At 71.2% G+C, this 17,237-nt stretch carries 19 protein-coding genes; 9 read left to right on the plus strand and 10 right to left on the minus strand.

Annotated elements, in window-relative coordinates; translation table 11 throughout:
* Positions 1-55: 55 nt before the first annotated feature.
* Entirely contained in the window at positions 56-934 is an 879-nt protein-coding gene (locus AC07DO_RS07105; RefSeq protein WP_479057644.1) for an alpha/beta fold hydrolase, read from the plus strand.
* A gap of 47 nt (positions 935-981) precedes the next feature.
* On the opposite strand, the gene AC07DO_RS07110 is transcribed toward AC07DO_RS07105, so the two are convergent.
* A complete protein-coding gene (locus AC07DO_RS07110; RefSeq protein ID WP_479057645.1) occupies positions 982-1,446 on the minus strand; it encodes a winged helix-turn-helix transcriptional regulator in 465 nt (154 codons plus the stop codon).
* 114 nt (positions 1,447-1,560) lie between these two features.
* Between AC07DO_RS07110 and AC07DO_RS07115 the strand changes: the two genes are divergently transcribed.
* Both AC07DO_RS07115 and AC07DO_RS07120 read left to right on the plus strand, forming a co-directional pair.
* Entirely contained in the window at positions 1,561-2,886 is a 1,326-nt protein-coding gene (locus AC07DO_RS07115) for an MFS transporter (RefSeq protein WP_479057646.1), read from the plus strand.
* 94 nt (positions 2,887-2,980) lie between these two features.
* Positions 2,981-4,039 carry a vWA domain-containing protein gene (locus AC07DO_RS07120; protein WP_479057647.1) on the plus strand — a complete coding sequence of 353 codons (1,059 nt, stop codon included), beginning with the start codon at positions 2,981-2,983 and terminating at the stop codon, positions 4,037-4,039.
* Positions 4,040-4,087: 48 nt separating this feature from the next.
* Here the strand turns inward: AC07DO_RS07120 and AC07DO_RS07125 are convergent, their stop codons facing one another.
* A complete protein-coding gene (locus AC07DO_RS07125) occupies positions 4,088-4,570 on the minus strand; it encodes a cytidine/deoxycytidylate deaminase family protein (RefSeq protein WP_479057648.1) in 483 nt (160 codons plus the stop codon).
* Positions 4,571-4,677: 107 nt separating this feature from the next.
* Here AC07DO_RS07125 and AC07DO_RS07130 point away from each other — a divergent pair, with 107 nt between their 5' ends.
* Positions 4,678-5,388: a ribonuclease H family protein gene (locus AC07DO_RS07130; protein WP_479057649.1), complete on the plus strand. Its 711-nt coding sequence runs from the start codon at positions 4,678-4,680 to the stop codon at positions 5,386-5,388.
* Positions 5,389-5,588: 200 nt separating this feature from the next.
* Positions 5,589-5,828 carry a chaplin gene (locus AC07DO_RS07135; RefSeq protein WP_479057650.1) on the plus strand — a complete coding sequence of 80 codons (240 nt, stop codon included), beginning with the start codon at positions 5,589-5,591 and terminating at the stop codon, positions 5,826-5,828.
* A 220-nt stretch (positions 5,829-6,048) separates the two neighbouring features.
* Here the strand turns inward: AC07DO_RS07135 and AC07DO_RS07140 are convergent, their stop codons facing one another.
* On the minus strand, positions 6,049-6,786 hold the full coding sequence (locus AC07DO_RS07140; RefSeq protein WP_479057651.1) for an SDR family oxidoreductase: 738 nt from the start codon (positions 6,784-6,786) through the stop codon (positions 6,049-6,051).
* A gap of 118 nt (positions 6,787-6,904) precedes the next feature.
* On the opposite strand from AC07DO_RS07140, the gene AC07DO_RS07145 reads away from it, so the two are divergent.
* Positions 6,905-7,750: a helix-turn-helix transcriptional regulator gene (locus AC07DO_RS07145; RefSeq protein WP_479057652.1), complete on the plus strand. Its 846-nt coding sequence runs from the start codon at positions 6,905-6,907 to the stop codon at positions 7,748-7,750.
* Here the strand turns inward: AC07DO_RS07145 and AC07DO_RS07150 are convergent.
* The 6 genes from AC07DO_RS07150 to AC07DO_RS07175 all read right to left on the minus strand — a co-directional run bounded on the left by AC07DO_RS07150 (position 7,699) and on the right by AC07DO_RS07175 (position 12,515).
* The gene (locus AC07DO_RS07150) at positions 7,699-8,739 is read right to left on the minus strand and encodes a helix-turn-helix transcriptional regulator (RefSeq protein WP_479057653.1); all 1,041 of its coding nucleotides are present in this window, start codon (positions 8,737-8,739) and stop codon (positions 7,699-7,701) included. The genes AC07DO_RS07145 and AC07DO_RS07150 overlap by 52 nt on opposite strands.
* Positions 8,740-8,829: 90 nt before the next feature.
* Positions 8,830-9,330 carry a DUF3291 domain-containing protein gene (locus AC07DO_RS07155; protein ID WP_479057654.1) on the minus strand — a complete coding sequence of 167 codons (501 nt, stop codon included), beginning with the start codon at positions 9,328-9,330 and terminating at the stop codon, positions 8,830-8,832.
* Positions 9,331-9,362: 32 nt separating this feature from the next.
* Positions 9,363-10,064 (minus strand): helix-turn-helix transcriptional regulator, encoded by a 702-nt coding sequence (locus AC07DO_RS07160; RefSeq protein WP_479057655.1) that lies wholly within the window; start codon positions 10,062-10,064, stop codon positions 9,363-9,365.
* 38 nt (positions 10,065-10,102) lie between these two features.
* On the minus strand, positions 10,103-10,984 hold the full coding sequence (locus tag AC07DO_RS07165) for an alpha/beta fold hydrolase (RefSeq protein ID WP_479057656.1): 882 nt from the start codon (positions 10,982-10,984) through the stop codon (positions 10,103-10,105).
* Between the two features lie 41 nt (positions 10,985-11,025).
* Positions 11,026-12,282 carry a beta-ketoacyl-[acyl-carrier-protein] synthase family protein gene (locus AC07DO_RS07170; protein ID WP_479057657.1) on the minus strand — a complete coding sequence of 419 codons (1,257 nt, stop codon included), beginning with the start codon at positions 12,280-12,282 and terminating at the stop codon, positions 11,026-11,028.
* Positions 12,279-12,515 carry a phosphopantetheine-binding protein gene (locus AC07DO_RS07175; RefSeq protein WP_479057658.1) on the minus strand — a complete coding sequence of 79 codons (237 nt, stop codon included), beginning with the start codon at positions 12,513-12,515 and terminating at the stop codon, positions 12,279-12,281. The genes AC07DO_RS07170 and AC07DO_RS07175 overlap by 4 nt, the downstream gene beginning before the upstream one ends.
* Positions 12,516-12,789: 274 nt before the next feature.
* Here AC07DO_RS07175 and AC07DO_RS07180 point away from each other — a divergent pair, with 274 nt between their 5' ends.
* The 3 genes from AC07DO_RS07180 to AC07DO_RS07190 all read left to right on the plus strand — a co-directional run bounded on the left by AC07DO_RS07180 (position 12,790) and on the right by AC07DO_RS07190 (position 16,480).
* Entirely contained in the window at positions 12,790-13,860 is a 1,071-nt protein-coding gene (locus AC07DO_RS07180; protein WP_479057659.1) for a hypothetical protein, read from the plus strand.
* 20 nt (positions 13,861-13,880) lie between these two features.
* A complete protein-coding gene (locus AC07DO_RS07185) occupies positions 13,881-14,990 on the plus strand; it encodes a hypothetical protein (protein ID WP_479058540.1) in 1,110 nt (369 codons plus the stop codon).
* A gap of 146 nt (positions 14,991-15,136) precedes the next feature.
* Entirely contained in the window at positions 15,137-16,480 is a 1,344-nt protein-coding gene (locus AC07DO_RS07190; protein WP_479057660.1) for a serine hydrolase domain-containing protein, read from the plus strand.
* Between the two features lie 36 nt (positions 16,481-16,516).
* Here the strand turns inward: AC07DO_RS07190 and AC07DO_RS07195 are convergent, their stop codons facing one another.
* On the minus strand, positions 16,517-17,227 hold the full coding sequence (locus AC07DO_RS07195; protein WP_479057661.1) for a hypothetical protein: 711 nt from the start codon (positions 17,225-17,227) through the stop codon (positions 16,517-16,519).
* Positions 17,228-17,237 lie beyond the last annotated feature (10 nt).

Below are 17,237 nucleotides of genomic sequence, written 5' to 3' on the forward strand. Positions count from 1 at the left end.
AGGCTGAAGGCGTCCACCACCTGCGGCCTTGCCCCATCCTCCCGGAGAGCTCACCATGACACCGACCGTCCCCGGCTTCGATCACCAGCACGTCCCTGTCGCGGACGGCGTACGTCTCCACGTCGCCGTCGGCGGTTCCGGCAGCCCCGTCGTGCTGCTGCACGGCTTCCCGCAGACGCACCTGATGTGGCGGCACGTGGCGGCCGACCTCGCCGAGGAGCACACCGTGATCTGCCCCGATCTGCGCGGGTACGGCGCCAGCGACAAACCGGCCGACCTCGACGGGGCAACGTACGCCAAGCGCACGATGGCAGCCGACGTGGTCGCGCTGGCCCGTGCCCTCGGCCACGAGCGGTTCGCCCTGGCCGGGCACGACCGCGGCGCCCTCGTCGCCGTACGGGCCGGGCTCGACCACCCGGAAGCGGTCACGCACCTCTTGTCCCTCGACGTGCTGCCGACGCTCGACATGTGGGAGGTCATGCACGGCACCACGGCCGCCGTCGGCTTCCACCTGTACCTGATGGCCCAACCGCCGGGTCTGCCGGAGGAGTTGATCGGCGCCGCCCCGGACGCGTTCTTCGGCCACTTCCTGGACATCTGGACGCGCGATCCCGCGGCGATCCCCGCCGACGTACGCGCCGCCTACCTCCGGGCTTCCCGCGAGGCCGTGCCGTCCATCGTCGCCGACTACCGCGCCTCCGCCCACATCGACGTCCGGCACGACCGGGCCGACCGGGACGCGGGCAACCGGCTCGCCATGCCGGTGTCCGTGCTCCAGCAGGACTGGGGCGCGGCACTCGGCTTCGACGCCGCCGCGCTGTGGCGCGCCTGGGCCCCCGACCTGCACCACGCGACCGTGTCCTGCGGGCACTTCATGGCGGAGGAGGAGCCCGCCGTGGTCAGCGCGGCGATACGCGACCTGCTCGCCCGCTGAGCCGTCCTTCCCGCGTCCTGCATCCGTCCGAGGGGCGGACGGATCGGTCACGCAGTTGACGTCCGAGCGGGGACCTTGTGGACGGCCGTGTCATCGGGGCTCAGGCGCCGTCCGTCCGCGGAGAGCACTTCCAGGGCGCGCAGGCTCTGGCCCTGCCGGCGGTCGACCAGCTGCGAGTGCGGTTCGCCGGGCGCGAAGAAGTTCTGCTCGCCCCACTGCCGCAGCGCCACGATGACGGGAAAGAGCGCCTTGCCCTTGGGCGTGAGGACGTACTCGCGATAGGCGCTGCCGTCCGAGGCCGGGACGGACTCGAGGATGCCGCCGTCCACGAGGGTGCGCAGACGCGCGGTGAGGATGTTCTTGGCCACGCCGAGGCTGCGCTGGAACTCGCCGAAGCGTCGGCTCCCGTCGAAGGCGTCCCGCACGATCAGCAGGGACCACCAGTCGCCGATCGCGTCCACCGACCGGGCCACCGGGCATTCACTGTCGTCGAACCGCGTCCTGGTCACCATGGCGTTCGCCTCCCACTCTCCGTCTGGTTGCAACATGCTACCAACACGCGCTACCGTCGCACCTCCCCTGGTGGCAAGTTGCAACCAGGTGCGGAAAGGCGAAGGTGTGCGCGGATGCCCTGCGACGGCGAAGCTGTGACCAGACCATGCGAGACCCGGCCCGAAGGGAGGGACGAGAGCGACAACCGGACCGAGAGCCAACCCTCGACGCAAGGCGGTTCCGCCGAAGCCGCGTTCACCCTGTCCCGCGGCATCGTGCTCCTCTTCGCCGTCGCCTGCGGAGCAGCCGTGGCCAACGTCTACTTCTCCCAGCCGCTCCTGGTGACCATGGGCCACGACCTCGCCATGAGCCCCGCGCTCATCGGCAGCGTGGTCACGCTCACGCACGTCGGGTACGGCCTCGGGCTCTTCTTCCTCGTACCGCTGGGAGACATGGCCGACCGCAGGCGCCTCATCGTGACCCAACTAATGCTCCTGGTGGGCGCGTTGATCCTGGTGGCCGCCGCCCGGACGGCGGGCGTGCTGCTCGCGGGCATGGCCGCCACGGGTCTCCTCGCGGTCGTCACACAGACACTGGTGGCCTTCGCGGCCTCGCTGGCGCCCGCCGCGGGCCGCGGACGGATCGTCGGCACGGTCACCAGCGGTGTGGTCGTCGGCATCCTGCTGGCCCGCACCGCGTCCGGCGTGCTGGCCGATGTCGCGGGCTGGCGCTCCGTCTACCTCGCCTCGGCCTCGCTCGCCGCACTCCTCGCGCTGGTCCTGCACCGGGTACTCCCGCGCGACCAGGCACTCCCGAGCGGCACCGACACCCCCCGGACGGCCCTTCGCTACGGCGAACTCCTGCGCTCCACCGTCACCTTGTTCGCCCAGGAGCAACTGCTGCGGCTTCGCGCCCTGTTCGGCCTGCTGGTGTTCGCCGCCTTCAGCACCCTGTGGAGCAGCGTCGCGCTGCCGCTCAGCGAGGCCCCGTACTTCCTGTCCCACAGCGCGATCGGCGCGCTCGGACTGGTCGGCGCCGCCGGCGCCCTGGCCGCGACCGTGGCGGGGCGTCTCAACGACCGCGGACTCTCCCGGCAGACCACCGGCATCGCGTTGGCGCTGCTCGCCGTCTCGTGGGTACCCCTCGCCCTCACCCGCAGCTCCCTGGCGGCCCTGATCGTCGGCGTGGTCCTCCTCGACCTCGCCGTGCAGGCGGTCCACGTCACCAACCAGACCCTGATCTACGCGCTGCGTCCCGACGCGGGTAGTCGGCTGATCGGTGGCTACATGGTCTTCTACTCCGTCGGCAGCGCCACCGGCGCCATCGCCGCGACCTCCCTCTACACGGTGGGCGGTTGGGGAGCCGTGTGCGCACTGGGCGCGGCGTTCAGCTGCGTGGCGCTCGCGCTGTGGGCGGTCACCCGGCGGAGCGCGGGCGGGGTCGCGAACGGGGTGGGGTGATTCAGCGTCAAAGGCCGTTGTCAGTGCCTCCCCATAGAGTGAATACATCACTCGGGGAACATCACTCGGGGAACCTCGAAGGGGGAGCACTGACGTGTCCGCAAACAGGATTCAGCACAAGGTGAATCACGTCGCGCTGGTAGTTGACTGTTCCGGTTCGATGCAGCCGCACCAGAGCCAACTGATTCGCGTGGTGGACGAGTTCGTGGCGGGTTTGAAGGCCGAGTCGGACAGCCTCGGTCACGAAACCCGTATCAGCCTCTATTCCTTCGACCACAAGGTGGAGAACCTGGTCTGGGACATGGACGTGAAGCACCTTCCGTCCATGCGCGGGCTGTACCGGGTGAAGAACGGAGCGACGGCGCTGATAGAGGCTTCCCTGAAGTCCCTGGACGACCTGGGACACATCTGGGAGGAATACGGCGAGCACAGCTTCCTCCAGATCGTCGTCACGGACGGCGAGGAGAACGCCTCGGGTGGTGACCGGCGCCACGACGGCGACATGACCATCCTCGGCCCCTGGCTCGACAGGATCACGGCGAAGATGGGCGGGCTGCCCGGCCACTGGACGTCCGCGATCCTCGTCCCGAACTCGCTGGCCAAGCGCACCGCGCAGAACTACGGCTTCCCGGCCGGCAACATCGCCATCTGGGACGCCGACTCCCAGAAGGGCGTCGAGGACGCGATCGGCACCGTGCGCGCCGCCGCCACCAGCTTCCTCCGCGGACGGGAGCAGGGCGTGCGCGGCACGAAGAACCTGTTCGCCGTCGGCCAGGACATTTCGGTCGACGAGGTGCGCGCGAACCTCGAACCGATACCGGCCGACAAATACCGTCTCCTGAAGGTCGACCAGGAGACCGAGATTCGCCCCTTCGTCAACTCGCATCCGGGCGTCACGTACGAAAGGGGTGCCTGCTATTACCAGCTGGGCGCCCGGGCCCAGGTGCAGCAGAACAAGGAAGTCATCGTGGTCGAGAAGGACACCGACCGCGCATATACGGGCGACGCGGCGCGCAGCCTCCTGTTCGGTACGGGTATTCACGGAACCGTCTCCGTGAAGGCGGGCAACAATCCCAAGTTGGAGGTGTACGTGCAGAGTCGTTCGGTGAACAGGAAGCTCAAGCCGAATACGCGCCTGCTCATCATGCTCTGAAAGCTCCGGGAGAAGGAGGCGAAGGACGAGTGACGAGCGACCGTGCAATCACATCAGATGAGAATTCGGGGATCTGGCAGCGTCGGCGTACTCGGACAATTCGATGACGGTCACTTCGGCATCCTCGAGACGACCGGTGCCGGTCGTCTCGGGCCGCCGCAGGGCGACCACCACCCGACGCACCCCCGCGTCGCGGATCAGCCGGGCGCAGGAGCGCGGCCGGGAGTGGTCTTCCGTGCACGGCTCCAGCGAGGCGTAGAGCGTGGCCGCGGCCAGACGCGGGTCGTCCGGCCCGAGTTTGGCCAGGGCGCCTTCCTCGGCGTGGTGGTGTGCGCCGCTCTCGCGGGAGTAGGAGCGGGCGAGTTCGGTGCCGTCGTCGGCGACGACGACCGCACCAGCGCTGAACTCCGACTCCGAGTGCGGGCTCGCCGTGGCGAGCTGACAGGCCACGGCGAGCCAGGCCCCGTCGGCGACGGTGGTCCGGTCGCCGGGCCCGGGCCGGCCGCAGGCGGTGGGAGAGTGCTCGTTCACGTGATACGTGTGCCCGGCATTTCCTCGACAAGACATCGAGCAGCCGTGTCGGCCGCGTCGGGGACCTGCGGTGTCCCGCCGGCCGCGCGGGATGAAACGATCGAGGGATGTCTGACTTGATCATTGCCGCCTGTGACGGAGCGGCGAAGAAGAATCCCGGGCCCGCGGCCTGGGCGTGGGTGGTCGCCGACGCGGACGGCCACCCGCAGCGCTGGGAAGCCGGTCCGCTCGGCCACTCCACGAACAACGTGGCCGAGCTGACCGCGCTGGCGGAACTCCTGGAAGCCACCGACCCCGCCGTGCCGCTCGAGGTGCGGATGGACAGCCAGTACGCGATGAACGCGGTCACCAAGTGGATCGCGTCCTGGAAGCGCAACGGGTGGCAGACCGCGGCGAAGAAGCCGGTCGCCAACAAGGACCTGGTCGTGCGCATCGACGCTCTGCTGCAGGGCCGCGACGTGACGTTCCGGCACGTGGCCGCGCACCGCGTGGACGGCGACCATCTCAACGCGATCGCCGACGTCGCGGCCAGCGACGCGGCGACGAGCCAGCAGCCCGCGGGCACGGCCCACGGCGCGACGGAGATCCCGGAGCCGCGGGCGGACCGCATGACCTCCTCCCCCACGAGCCGTGCGCCCCGGAAGACCACCGCCCGTACGAAGAAGGCGGTCTCCGGGAAGGCGTCCTCAGGGGCTGTCATCAAGGCCAAGTACCCCGGCCGCTGCCACTGCCGGAAGCCGTACGCCGCCGGGGAGAAGATCGCCAAGAACGCGCAGGGCTGGGGCCACGTCGAGTGCCGGGACACCGGGGGCGAATGACCTCGCGGGCTCCTTCGGTGGCGGTGGCGGCCTCGCGGCGGATCACGGCCGTTACGGCATTCGGGCGAGAACGCGTGTCCGGCCACGGGGGCGGGCGTTGATCACCGCGGGCGCCCAGAGATGTGCTGCTCCGGTCTCGCACGGCGTGTGGTGACCCGACCGGGCGCCCTCAGGCACATTCGACTGCAAGGAGTTCCACCATGTCCGCAACGAAGAAGACGCTGAGCGTGGTCCTGGGCACCGGCGCCCTGGTGATGGGCGCGGCGGGTATGGCTTCGGCCGACGCCGGCGCGCAGGGCGCGGCCCTCAACTCGCCCGGCGTCATCTCGGGCAACACCATCCAGGTCCCGGTCCACATCCCGGTCAACGCGTGTGGCAACACCATCAACGTCGTCGGCCTGCTGAACCCGGCCTTCGGCAACACCTGCGTGAACGACTGACCTGACCCCCGTGCCGTGGAGGGCCGATACCGGTTCTCCGCGGCGGGCAGGAGCAAGCGCGCCGCCGACCTTCCCTTTCGGCGGCGCGCTTTCGTGCGCCGGGGGCGCACCCTCGGGCGAGCGGTACTTCCAGTTGTCCGGCCGCACCTATGAACAGGTGGGCGGCGATCTCCACGTTGGAGAAGCCGTGCGCGACCAGGACCAGGACCTCGCGCGCGGATCAGCTCTGCGCGGTCGGCCGTACGACGATCTCGTTGACGTCGACGTCGGCGGGCTGTTCGACGGCGAACGCGATGGCCCGCGCGATCGAAGCGGGCGGGATCGCGAGCTCGTCGCGCATCCGCCCGATGTCCGCACGGACCCTGTCATTGGTCGACGCGTCGGCGAACCCGGTGGCCGTCACCCCGGGCGAGACGGTCGTCACCCGCAGCGCGGGCCCGGCCTCCTGCCGCAGCCCTTCGCAGATGGCACGAACGGCGACCTTCGTCCCCGCGTACACGGCCATCGCCGGTACGACGCGGTACGCCGCCGTCGACGCGGTCGTGACGAACTGGCCGCCGCCCTGGGCGCGGAAGACCGGAAGCGCCGCGCCGATGCCGTGCAGCAGCCCCTTGATGTTGACGTCGACCATGTGGTCCCACTCGTCGGTGCGCAGGTCGTCCAGGGGCGAGACGGTGCCGACTCCCGCGTTGCTCACCAGTACGTCGAGGCGACCGAACCGTTCCTGGGCGAGCGCGACGAGGGCGTGCAGATCGTGGCTGCGCGTCACGTCCGTGCGCAGGAAGACGGCTTCACCACCCGCTTCCGCGATCCGCCCCGCCACCGCCTCCAACCGCTCGGTGCGGCGCGCGCCCAGGACGAGACGCGCGCCTCGTTCCGCCAGGAGCAGCGCGGTGGCCTCGCCGATGCCGCTGCTCGCTCCGGTGATGGCCACGACCTTGCCTCTGATACCCGTCATGCCGCTGCGCTCCACTCGTGTGTGCTGCCGTTCGTGCTTCGTGTGCTGCACGGACAGTCTGTGGGGCCGTTAACCTGGTATCCAGAACGAACTTATTCTGGAATCAAAGGTGGTACCCATGGCGGACGAGGCCCAGGATCAACGCACGGAACTCGCCGCGTTCCTGCGCAGCCGCAGGGAGCGGGTCACGCCCCGTGAGGTGGGCCTGCCGTCGACACGGCGGCGGCGCACGCCGGGGCTGCGGCGGGAGGAGCTGGCCCTGCTCGCCGGGATGAGCGCCACTTGGTACACCTATCTCGAACAGGGGCGGGACATCCGCGTCTCGGACCAGGTCCTGGACGCGATCGCCGACGCCCTGCGCCTTGCCCCGCACGAGCGCGACCACATGTTCCGGCTGGCCGGACGCGCCCCCGCCACCGTGCCGCCGGAGCCGGAATCACTGACCGCCGAGATCGCGGCGGTGCCCCTGATGCTTCAGCCGCACCCGGCGTACATCATCGACGGCACGTACGACGTACTGAGCCACAACCCGGCCGCCGAAGAGGTGTTCCCGCAGCTGCGCACGGACGCGGACCGGCCGCCCAACTTCGCGCGCTGGGTCTTCCTGGAGCCCGCGGCCCGCGACATCCTGGTCGACTGGGAACCCGAGGCACAGGGCCTGCTCGCCCGCCTCCGCACACTCGCCGGCGCCCACTCGGGCGACCCGCGGTACGCACGCCTCGTCGAGGAACTCCACGCCGGCAGCCCCGAAGTGCGGGAGTGGTGGCCGCGGTTCGACGTCGCGCAACGGTCCGGCGGCCACAAGCGCCTCCGCCCGCCGGGCCGCGACATCGTCACCTACGCGTACACGGCGTTCCACGTGGCCGGACGCCCCGAGCAGACGCTGGTGATCTACGCGCGGTCGGACGACCCTCACAGGCAGGCGATCAGTTCCTCCCTGCCGGTCACTCCCGTCTTGCGGTAGACCGCCTTGAAGTGGTCGTTCACGGTGTGCGGTGACAGGTCGAGGCGGCGTGCGATCTGTTTCACGGCGAGTCCTTGCAGGGCCTGCTCGACGACCATCCGTTCCCTGGGCGAGATGCCGTACCACTGGGCGAGCGCGGGGAGCAGTTCCGTCGCCGTGGCGGGCTGGAGGGTGACGACCACGTCGCCCGTCATCGCGCCGTCCAGCGGGTGCGCCTGGAGCGAGAACCAGCCCAGGGGCGTGGGGGCGCGTGTGATCGCGGGCAGGCCCGTGCGGCGGGCCGTGTAGGTGATGTGCCAGATGAAGCTGAACAGTTCCCGCTCACCGGCCGGGTAGACGCCGGGCACGATCCCGCCCAGCGCCTCCCGCCCGCTGGGGGTCGCTCCGGCGATCTCGTCGTTCTTGCCGATGACGACGATGGCCGGGGGGAGGTGGACCTTCCGGGGGTGCAGCGGTTTGTCCGTCACGTAGCGTGTCACGGCTGCGGCGAGCGGGCCCGTCAGTTCTGCCGCACGTGCGGTCTCCGCCGGTGAGAACGGCCGGGCGCCCCGCTCGCGCAGCAGCACCAACGCGCCCCGGGCGATGCCGCGTCGGGACAGGGCGATGCACAGCTCGCTCCCGTAGTCGTCGGCGGCCATGATGCCGTGGAGCCGGCGCGTGGCGGGGCACGGGTCCTGCGCCCCGGCGCCGAGCACCACCGCAGGGCAGGGGCCGTGGAGGAGGTCGGCGACGGGCCTGCGGGTCCGGCCGAGGGCGTTCGCCCGGTCCATCCGGCGCCGTGCGCTGCTGCTGTAGCTGTTCTCGCAGGCGAGAAAGCAGCGCGCGCCCGTGACGGGGTCGAACCCGGAGAGCAAGTAGCCGTCGTGCGGCAGGACCCGGGCGAGATGCCGTGAGAGTACGTCGCCCAGCTCCGCCACGGTTTCCGCTCGCGCCGCCGCCTCCGGCAGGGCGCGGCTCACGGCGTCCACGGTGCCCATCCCCAAGACCATGGGTCGAGCGTGACAGCTTCTCCCCGTGCGGCTTCCGCTGTTTGCACGCTCTTGGGTGTGACGTCCGGCAGCGTGTGCGCAGCGAGCCCCCTACGCCGTCGGGACGGCGGCCGCCCGCAACGTATCGGCGGCCTCGGCCGCCGTGTAGGTGGAGGCGAAGGTGAACGCCCGCGGGGAGGGGCCGTTCGCCCGCAGGTCCGCCAGCCGCTCCAGGCCCTCGTCGACCGTCGGGATGTGTCCGGCGGGCACCCACCACAGCACCAGATACGACTCGACGTGCCGGTCGAACCATTCGCGTCGCCGTCGCATCACCTCCAAGTGGCCGCTGCGGTACGTGAATTCCCACAGCGCCTCGGGCGTCTCCCACACCGACATGGTGACGATGACGTCCTCGCCCGCCGGGCGCAGCGCGGTGGCGTCGGGCGCCCCCTCCTCGACGAGTCGCCAGATGAAACCGGGCGCGCCGTCGGCGGCGGCGTTGACGGGGTTGAGCAGTTCGACGAACGACTCCGTGCGCGGGTCGTCCAGGGGGTGACGAAGCTTGGCGAGGTTGATCTCGGCGAGGTGGGCGGCAGGCGCGGCTGAGGTCATGTCCTCATCCCAGCACGAGCCGCTTTTCTATGTCAATCAATATTGTTTTTAGAAGGCTCGATGATCACGCAGCACTCCCCGGGCCGGGCGTCCATCCGGGCGCGGACCGCGCCGCCCGCTCCGATCAGCCCCTCGAGCAGCGCGAGGTTCATGCCGCAGACCAGGGGCGGAAAGCGCTCGGCCACGGCGTGGAAAGGGCAGTTGCGCATGCGGACGACGCGGGCTGCCGACCCGCTCGCCCCCTCCGCCGCGTCTTCTGCGGCTCCCGCGTCTTCGAGATGCGGTTCGTAGCCGCGCGCGGCCAGCAGCTCCATGGCCGCGTCGAGGTCGTCGCAGGGCTCGGCCGATCCGCGCAGTGCCTCGCCCCGGCGGCGCGCCGCCGCGCAGAGCCCGTCGTCCAGGCCGGCTTCCTCGGCGGCCTCGGCGAGGAGTTCGGCGGCGGTGCGGTAGTCGCGGGCGGGCAGCGACACCGACCGTTCGGCCTGCGACCGCGTGTAGACCTTGGCGGGGCGACCTGCCCCCGGCCCCGAACGGCCCGTCAGGCGACGGCTGCCGCTGTCCAGAAGCCCGGCCTCGGCCAGCTTGTCCAGGTGGTGCGCCGCGAGCGTACGTGCCACTCCGGTCGCCTCGGCGGCCTCGTTGCGCCCGACCTCACGGCCTTGCCCCGCCACGTACTCGTACAGGCGGCGCCGCACCGGATCCTGCAGCGCCGCGATCGCGTCGATGTCCTCCACCGGGCCATTCTAGGAACAACGCCGGTGTGAGACGTTCCTCAGCCGGAGGCGTGGGCCGCCGGCTCGTCCAGGAGGAAAGAGGACACGAGAGACGTGACCGCCTCGGGTCGCTGCAACGGCAGCATATGGTCGCAGTCGGGAAACGTGACGAACCGGCTGCCCTCGATCGTCGCGGCGAACGCCAGCAGCTCGTCGCGCGGGTTGAGGTGATCGTGGTCACCGCAGAAGACCAGCGTGGGCACCCCTGACAGGCCGCCGTGCAGCGAGCGGTGCCGGGTGACGAGGGCGGTGGCGAGCAGGTCCACCTTGCGGGGCACCCGAGCCGCGTTGCGCATGAAGCGCCGCAAATATCCGCGGGTCAGTTCGCGGCGGTGGACGTGGTGGCTCTCGTCGAGACACAGCAGTCCGTCGGCCATCAGGGCGGCAAAGCCGTCCGCGTCGCCGGACCTGGCGCAGCCGACCGCGGCGCGCAGGTGCGTCTCGATCTCGTGCGTGACGTCACCGGGGACACCGCCGAGGAGCAGCCGTGCGACGCGCTCGGGGTGGCCCTGCGCGTACTGCAGCGCGACGGCCGCGCCCAGCGAGTAGCCGTAGAGGTTGACGCGGGCGGCACCGAGGTCCTCGACGACGCTCGCGAGCCCTTCGCAGAGGAGGTCGAGGCCGTCCCCGTTCTGGAAGGCGGCGGGGTCGAGGCCGGGCAGGTCCACGGTGACCAGGCTCGCCCTGGGCAGGACGGTCCCTTCCAGGTACGCCCAGTCGTGCATGCCCTCCAACACCCCGCCCAGCGCGATGACCGGCTCGGCGGACGGGTCACACGTCGGCTCGCCGCCTGTCTCCGCGGCGGGGCCCGACTGCCGCAGCACCCGGTAGTTGTACGGCATCCCGTGCGCGGTCACTGTGCGGACGTATTCCTCGATCATGCTTCCTTCCGGTTCAGTCGCGAGCGATCGGTCCCGAGCGATCAGCCTCGGGCGAGGACGAGTACGGAGTTGTGCCCGCCGAAGCCGAGCGACGTGCTCACGGCACAGTCCAGGCGGGCCGGCCTGGCGGCCCCGGAGACGACTTCGACGGGTACGCGCGGGTCCTGCGTCCGGAGGTTCACCGTGGCCGGCACCAGCTGCCCCTCCAGGGCGAGGACGGTGAACGCGGCCTCGATGCCGCCTGCGGCGCCCAGCGTGTGCCCGGTCATGGACTTGGTGGAGGTCACCAACGGGCCCTCGCCCAGGACGCGGTGCAGCACGGCGGCTTCCACCAGGTCGTTCATGACGGTGGACGTGCCGTGGGCGTTGACGTGTCCGACGTCGCCGGGGGCCACGTCCGCGTCCGCCAGCGCGGCGCGCAGTGCCAGCTCGATGCCGCCTTCGCTCGTGGCGACGGGGGAGGAAGCCTCACTGGAGGTGGCCGCCCCGTATCCGCGGACGGTGGCCCGGGTCCTGGCGCCGCGGGCCCTGGCGTGTTCCGCACGCTCGAGCACGAGGATTCCGGCCCCCTCCCCCACCACGAACCCGTCCCTGTCGACGTCGAAGGGACGGCAGGCGGTGGTGGGGTCCGTCGTACGGGTGGACAGCGCCTTCGCGTTGCACGTGCCGGCGAAGACGGCGCGGGAGCACATGGACTCCGCGCCGCCCGTGACGGCGATGTCGCAGGCGCCCGCGCGCAGCAGGTGGAGTGCGGTGCCGATCGCGTCGGTACCGGAGGAGCAGGCGGTGGCCACCGCGAGGCTGGGTCCGCGGGTGCCGAGGTCCCTGGCGACGCTGCCCGCCGCTCCGTTGACGACGGTCAGCGGCGCCATCCTCGGGGACACCCTGCGCGGGCCGCGCTCGGTGAGGGTGCGGTGCTGCTCGTCGTAGAAGGTGAGGCCGCCGTGGGCCGAGCCGACGACCACGGCGACGCGTGCGCTGTCCCAGACGTCGGGGCCGAGTCCGGCGTCCGCCACGGCCTCCCGGGCCGCGACGACGGCCAGCTGCGCGAAGCGGTCCATGAGCCGGTGGCTGGCCACACCGAGCACGGCGTCGATGTCGAGGTCGCTGTCGTCGATCGTGTACATGAAATCGCAGGGCAGATCCTGCAACGGGTCCGGCCGCCGCACTCCTTGAGGGGCGGTGGCGCTGGTGACCTGGTGCCAGGTCTGCTTCACCCCGACGCCGGCGGCGGTCACCAGGCCGAGGCCGGTGACGACGGCCGCGGGCGCGGATGCGGTCGTGGTCACAGCCGTCATGCCGCCGCTGCCTTCTGCTGTACGACGGACATGAGCGTCGCGACGGTGTCACGCGACGAGAGGGTCCTGTCGGTCAGATCGATGGCGCACTCGTCCTCGATCAGCAGGAGCAGTTCCTCCAGCGCGAGGGAGTCGATGGACAGCTGGTAAAGGGGGGCGTCCGAGGACACGTCGTCGAGACGGACCCCGAAGTTCTTCTGCAAAAGAACCGTGACACGCTCAGTGGCTTCCACGTCGGTAGCGCTCCTTGGTCGCGATGGTCGACTGGGGAACGCGCCACCGCACGGGAGGTCACGGGTCACGGGTGCCGGGGGGTGCATTCTCCGGCGCCGACGCGACGTCCGCATATGCCGCGGGCCATCGGGTCGGCCGGATGCCGCCTATCCAGGGGCGTGTGCATGCCAATAGGCTGTGCGCCCTTCGCGTTCAGGGGGTCTCGTGAACGGTCTCCGTACACTCCGCGCTCCTCGCACTCTCCGCGCTCTCCGTACGGTGCTCGTCTGTGGGGTGATCGCGTGCGCCGCCGCCGTGGTGTCACCTGCTGCGGTCGTGTCGACGGCCGCGGCTGTGGAGCCCGACGCGGCGGCGCAGGCCGGCTGGTCGGCGCTGCCCGTGCCCGCGGCCGTCCCGCCCCCGTCCGTCTCCGATCTCGCCGCACGCGGTCCGGAGGAGGCGTGGGCGACCGGGGCCGAGCAGGCCGCCGACGGGCCGCGCCCGATGCTGTACCGATGGGACGGCACGGCGTGGGGCCGGGACACGACGTTTCCCGGGGCCGGTGAGCCCGGCCGCCTCGGCAAGGTGCAGTTCGTGGGCGAGGAGACGTGGATCTTCCGTACGCGGGACGGGGCCGGGGAGATCCTGCGCCGGTCGGCGGAGGGCGCGTGGAGCACCGTCCCGCTGCCCCAAACCCTGTGGACGTACCAGGACTTCGTCGCCGTGCCGGGTGCCGCATGGGTGGTCGGCGAGGACAGCACCGGACTGAAGGTGCTGCACTACGACGGCTCCCGCTGGACCTCGCAGCCCACCCCGGACGGCGTCCTGTTCCTGATGGGGATCACCGCCCGTACGGCCGCCGACGCCTGGGCCTGGGCGGACACAAGCACCGGAGCCGGAACCACCGTTCTGCGCTGGGACGGCAAGGAGTGGCGGGACGCGAAGGTGCCGCTGCCGACGAACAGCAACATCCACACGATGCTGCTCGAACCGTCCGGCCGGATGACGATCGCCGGCAGCCAGTACACGGACGGTGTGAACCGCACCTACCTCATGACCTGGAACGGGCGCGACTGGCGCACCACGTACCCGGCGCTGGGCGACGCCTACACCTCCGCCATGGTGCGCGGACCGGATCGCGCGCTGTGGCTGCCGGTGCGCAGCGACCGGGCGTTCCAGTCGAAGTACGCGCGCGTGGACGGCCGTCGCATCACCTTCTCCTACGGCCCTGAACGGACGAACGCGATCGACGTCAAGCCGCGGGCGCTGGCGACCGTCGGGGCCTCGTTGCTGTCCTTCGGGACCGTGGAGATCTACGGCTCCAAACCGAATGTGATGAGCGAGCGGCTGGGAGGCCGACCATGACCCGCGGACGTCAACTCCCCATGGGCAGGCGCCTCCTCGTCGCCGTCCTCGCTGTGGCCATGACGGTCATGGCCGTCATGGCCTCGGCCGCGGCGGAGCCACGCTCCTGGCGACACGTTCCGGTCCCGGAGCAGGTGCGCCCGCAGGCCGGCCTGAACGAGGCCGTGGCGTTCGGGCCGGACCGGGCGTGGGCGGTGGGTGCCGACGCGGTCGGGCGCGAGGCGCCCGGGTTCCCGATGGTGCTGCGCTGGGACGGAACCGCCTGGCGGCGCCAGAGTCTGCCCGGGATGGGCTGGCAGGGAGAGCTGCTGTCCGTCGCCGCGACCTCGGCGGGCGCCGCCTGGGCGGTCGGGCGTGACTCGGCGGGCGGGGCACGCCTGCTCCGCTTCGACGGCAAGGCGTGGCACGAGAGCCGGGCGCCGCGCGGCGTCGCGTTGACCAAGGTCGTGGCCGGTGGCGGCGAGACGTGGCTGATCGGTTCGCGGGAGGGCGCGCAGGTGTTGCTGCGCCGGGACGGCGGCGGCTGGCGGGACCTGCCGGTGCCGCCGGGGGCGGTGTACGGCCTGCACATCCTGGCGGCCGACGACGTGTGGGCCGCCGGTTCCAGCGGGTCGGGGGCGACCGTGTCGCACTGGGACGGCACGGCGTGGCAGCAGACGGTCGTGGACGGGTTCCCGCGGGCGGGCGTCGGCACGGTGCTCGCGACCTCGCCGACGGAGGTGTGGGCGGGCGGCACGGCCGGGTTCGTCGGCGGCCCGGTCGGCAAGCCGATCCCGCCGCTGCTGGTCCGCTGGGACGGGGAGACGTGGAGCCGGGTGACGGTGCCCACGAACTTCGGCGCGATCACCTCTCTGGCGCCTTCCGCGTCCGGCAAGCTGGGCTGGGTCTCGGTGGCCCGCTCGCAGAAGTGGGGCCCGCCGGGCACGTACCCTCCACTCGTACCGGGGCCGGACTTCCTCGCCTGGGACGGGCAGTCCTTCGCCGAGTACAGCGAGCCGGCGGTGCCGGGTGAGGGCGACTCCTCGGTGCTGCAACTGGCGCCGGTGCCGGGCACGGAGTCGGTCTGGGCGGTCGGCCGTGCCGCCGGACCGGAGGGTACGTTCGCTCCGCGCATCCTGCGGTTCGACTGATACTCGGGCCGGGGGGGGGCGGTGGTCCGGCCGAACCTGACAAACGTCATCACTTCTTGTGCACAAGGTCGTTCGGAGGGAGGAGGGGCGAGCTGTGTCGCGCGTAGAGGATGGACAGATCTTCGTACCTCCAGACGGGACCCCCCATGCGCACCCTCACCACCCACCCGAGCCGCCCCCGCCCCACCCTCCGGAGAGCGCGTCTGGCCACGGTGACATCGGCGGCGCTCCTGTCGCTCGCGGCCGCCGCACTTCCCGCGCAAGCGACGGCTCCCGCGCCGGTCTCCACCGCTGCCTCCACCGCCACCGCCACAGCGCCCCGCCTCGACCGTAAGGCGCTGCGAGCCGCGCTCGACGCGTTCCACGAGGCGGGGATGTACGGGGCCTATTCGTCGGTCAGGGACGGATCTCAGCGGTGGCGGGGCGCGACGGGCGTCGCCGACATCGGCACCGACCGGCCGATGCGTCCGGACTTCGAGCACCGGATCGGCAGCATCACCAAGACCTTCACGTCGGTGGCCGTGCTCCAGCAGGTGGCCAAGGGCCGGATCGACCTGGACGCCCCGATCGGCGACTACCTGCCGGAGCTGGTGCCGGGCGAGCGGGGCCGGAAGGTGACGGTGCGGATGCTGCTCAATCACACGAGCGGTATCGCGGACTACATAGTGCCCGCGTTCCCGAAGCTACTGACAAATCCCCAGCAGGCTCTGGATGAGGGCAGGTTCCGCCAGGCGGACCCGGAGGAACTGGTCCGCCTGGGCCTGGCGGCCGAGCCGGCGGCGCCGCGCGGCACGCACGCGTACGCGAACACCAACTACATCATCGCCGGGCTGCTGCTGAAGAAGGTCACGGGCCAGGACCCGGAGGCGTACATCACGAAGAACGTCATCCGCAAGGCTGGTCTGCGGCACACGTACTTCCCGCGCTCCGCCCGCGTCCCGGGGCCGCACGCCAAGATGTACGAGTCGTTCTACGGCACCATCGCACCGGCACGCGACTACAGCGTCTACGACATGTCCTGGGCCGGGACGGCCGGGGCGATGGTCTCCACGATGGACGACCTCAACGACTTCTACCGCGGGCTCCTGAGCGGAAAGCTGCTCGGCGCGGCGGAGCTGCGGGAGATGAAGACGACGGTTCCCGCGTACGAGCCGGAGCCGGGTCAGGAGGTCGCGCTGCGGTACGGCCTCGGCCTGTACACCCTCAAGATGCCCAGCGGCGGCTGGTACTGGGGCCATGACGGCGGGGTCTTCGGGGCGGGGACGTGGGCCCTGTCCACGGAGGACGGGCGCCGCCAGGCCGCGATCGGCTACAACCTGATGAAGTACGAGCGTTTTGACGAGGCCGGCAAGCCGCTGCCGAACCCGATCGGCGAGGCGCTGGCCACGTACATGGACGGAGCGGTGAGCGGCGGGGCCGTCCCGAAGCGAGCTCCCGGCGCGGCGCCGGTGCCGGATCGTCTGCTCGCTCCGGAGCGGTTGCGGCGCTAGCCGAGGAGGCCGTCGGCCCACTTCGGCAGGGACGTGTCACTGCGCCAGTTTCGCGCTCTGCGCGTCCACCACCGCCTTGCCGATCTCTGCGCCCGGGCGGGCCTGGGTGAAGGCCATGCCGTCCACCGCGTAGTAGAGCGCGATGGTGTCGCCGTGGCGGGCCGTCTGGGCGCGCATCGTGTGGGTCATGCCCTCGTACTCCGTCGTGACCTTGAAGTCGAGGGACTCGTCGGCGCCGTTCGGCTCGGGAACGGTCTCGGCGGTGATCGAGGAGTATGCGCCCGTGTTGCGGCCCGCCTTGGCGGAGAAGCCCGTGCCGCAGGAGCGGATGGCCTCGGACAGGTCGGCCAGGGTGGACTTCGCCTCGCCGTTCCCGTAGGTGGCGAGCGTGACGTAGGTGAAGTCGCCGGGCCCCTTCGCACCCGTGGCGAGACGGATCAGGTCGGCTTTCGGGGTGCCGAGAGGGAGTTGGTCGGTCGCGTAGGCGACCGGGGCGCAGGCGGCCTTGTCGACTTTCATCTGGTCCTGGGAAGCGGCGAACGCGTACCTCTCCTCGGGCTTCTTGACCGTGAACCACTTGACCTCGTGCTCGGTGAGCGCGGCACGGCGCAGCTCCGCGGCCGGGTCCGCCGGCTTCTCGGGGGACTTCGCGGAGTCCTTCGACGTGCCGGTGGAGGCGGAGGTGTCCTCCGAAGATGAGGAAGACGAGTCCGAGTCTCCGCAGGCGCCGAGCGTCAGGACTGACACCAGGGCTAGA

Source organism: Streptomyces sp. NPDC045678, assembly GCF_056432085.1.

Bases quoted from the DNA above. Each gene is read 5' to 3' on its own strand.
- AC07DO_RS07105 (WP_479057644.1), top strand. From the start codon at position 56: ATGACACCGACCGTCCCCGGCTTCGATCACCAGCACGTCCCTGTCGCG.
- AC07DO_RS07110 (WP_479057645.1), bottom strand. From the start codon at position 1,446: ATGGTGACCAGGACGCGGTTCGACGACAGTGAATGCCCGGTGGCCCGG.
- AC07DO_RS07115 (WP_479057646.1), top strand. From the start codon at position 1,561: ATGCCCTGCGACGGCGAAGCTGTGACCAGACCATGCGAGACCCGGCCC.
- AC07DO_RS07130 (WP_479057649.1), top strand. From the start codon at position 4,678: ATGTCTGACTTGATCATTGCCGCCTGTGACGGAGCGGCGAAGAAGAAT.
- AC07DO_RS07135 (WP_479057650.1), top strand. From the start codon at position 5,589: ATGTCCGCAACGAAGAAGACGCTGAGCGTGGTCCTGGGCACCGGCGCC.
- AC07DO_RS07140 (WP_479057651.1), bottom strand. From the start codon at position 6,786: ATGACGGGTATCAGAGGCAAGGTCGTGGCCATCACCGGAGCGAGCAGC.
- AC07DO_RS07145 (WP_479057652.1), top strand. From the start codon at position 6,905: ATGGCGGACGAGGCCCAGGATCAACGCACGGAACTCGCCGCGTTCCTG.
- AC07DO_RS07150 (WP_479057653.1), bottom strand. From the start codon at position 8,739: ATGGTCTTGGGGATGGGCACCGTGGACGCCGTGAGCCGCGCCCTGCCG.
- AC07DO_RS07155 (WP_479057654.1), bottom strand. From the start codon at position 9,330: ATGACCTCAGCCGCGCCTGCCGCCCACCTCGCCGAGATCAACCTCGCC.
- AC07DO_RS07165 (WP_479057656.1), bottom strand. From the start codon at position 10,984: ATGATCGAGGAATACGTCCGCACAGTGACCGCGCACGGGATGCCGTAC.
- AC07DO_RS07170 (WP_479057657.1), bottom strand. From the start codon at position 12,282: ATGACGGCTGTGACCACGACCGCATCCGCGCCCGCGGCCGTCGTCACC.
- AC07DO_RS07185 (WP_479058540.1), top strand. From the start codon at position 13,881: ATGGGCAGGCGCCTCCTCGTCGCCGTCCTCGCTGTGGCCATGACGGTC.
- AC07DO_RS07190 (WP_479057660.1), top strand. From the start codon at position 15,137: ATGCGCACCCTCACCACCCACCCGAGCCGCCCCCGCCCCACCCTCCGG.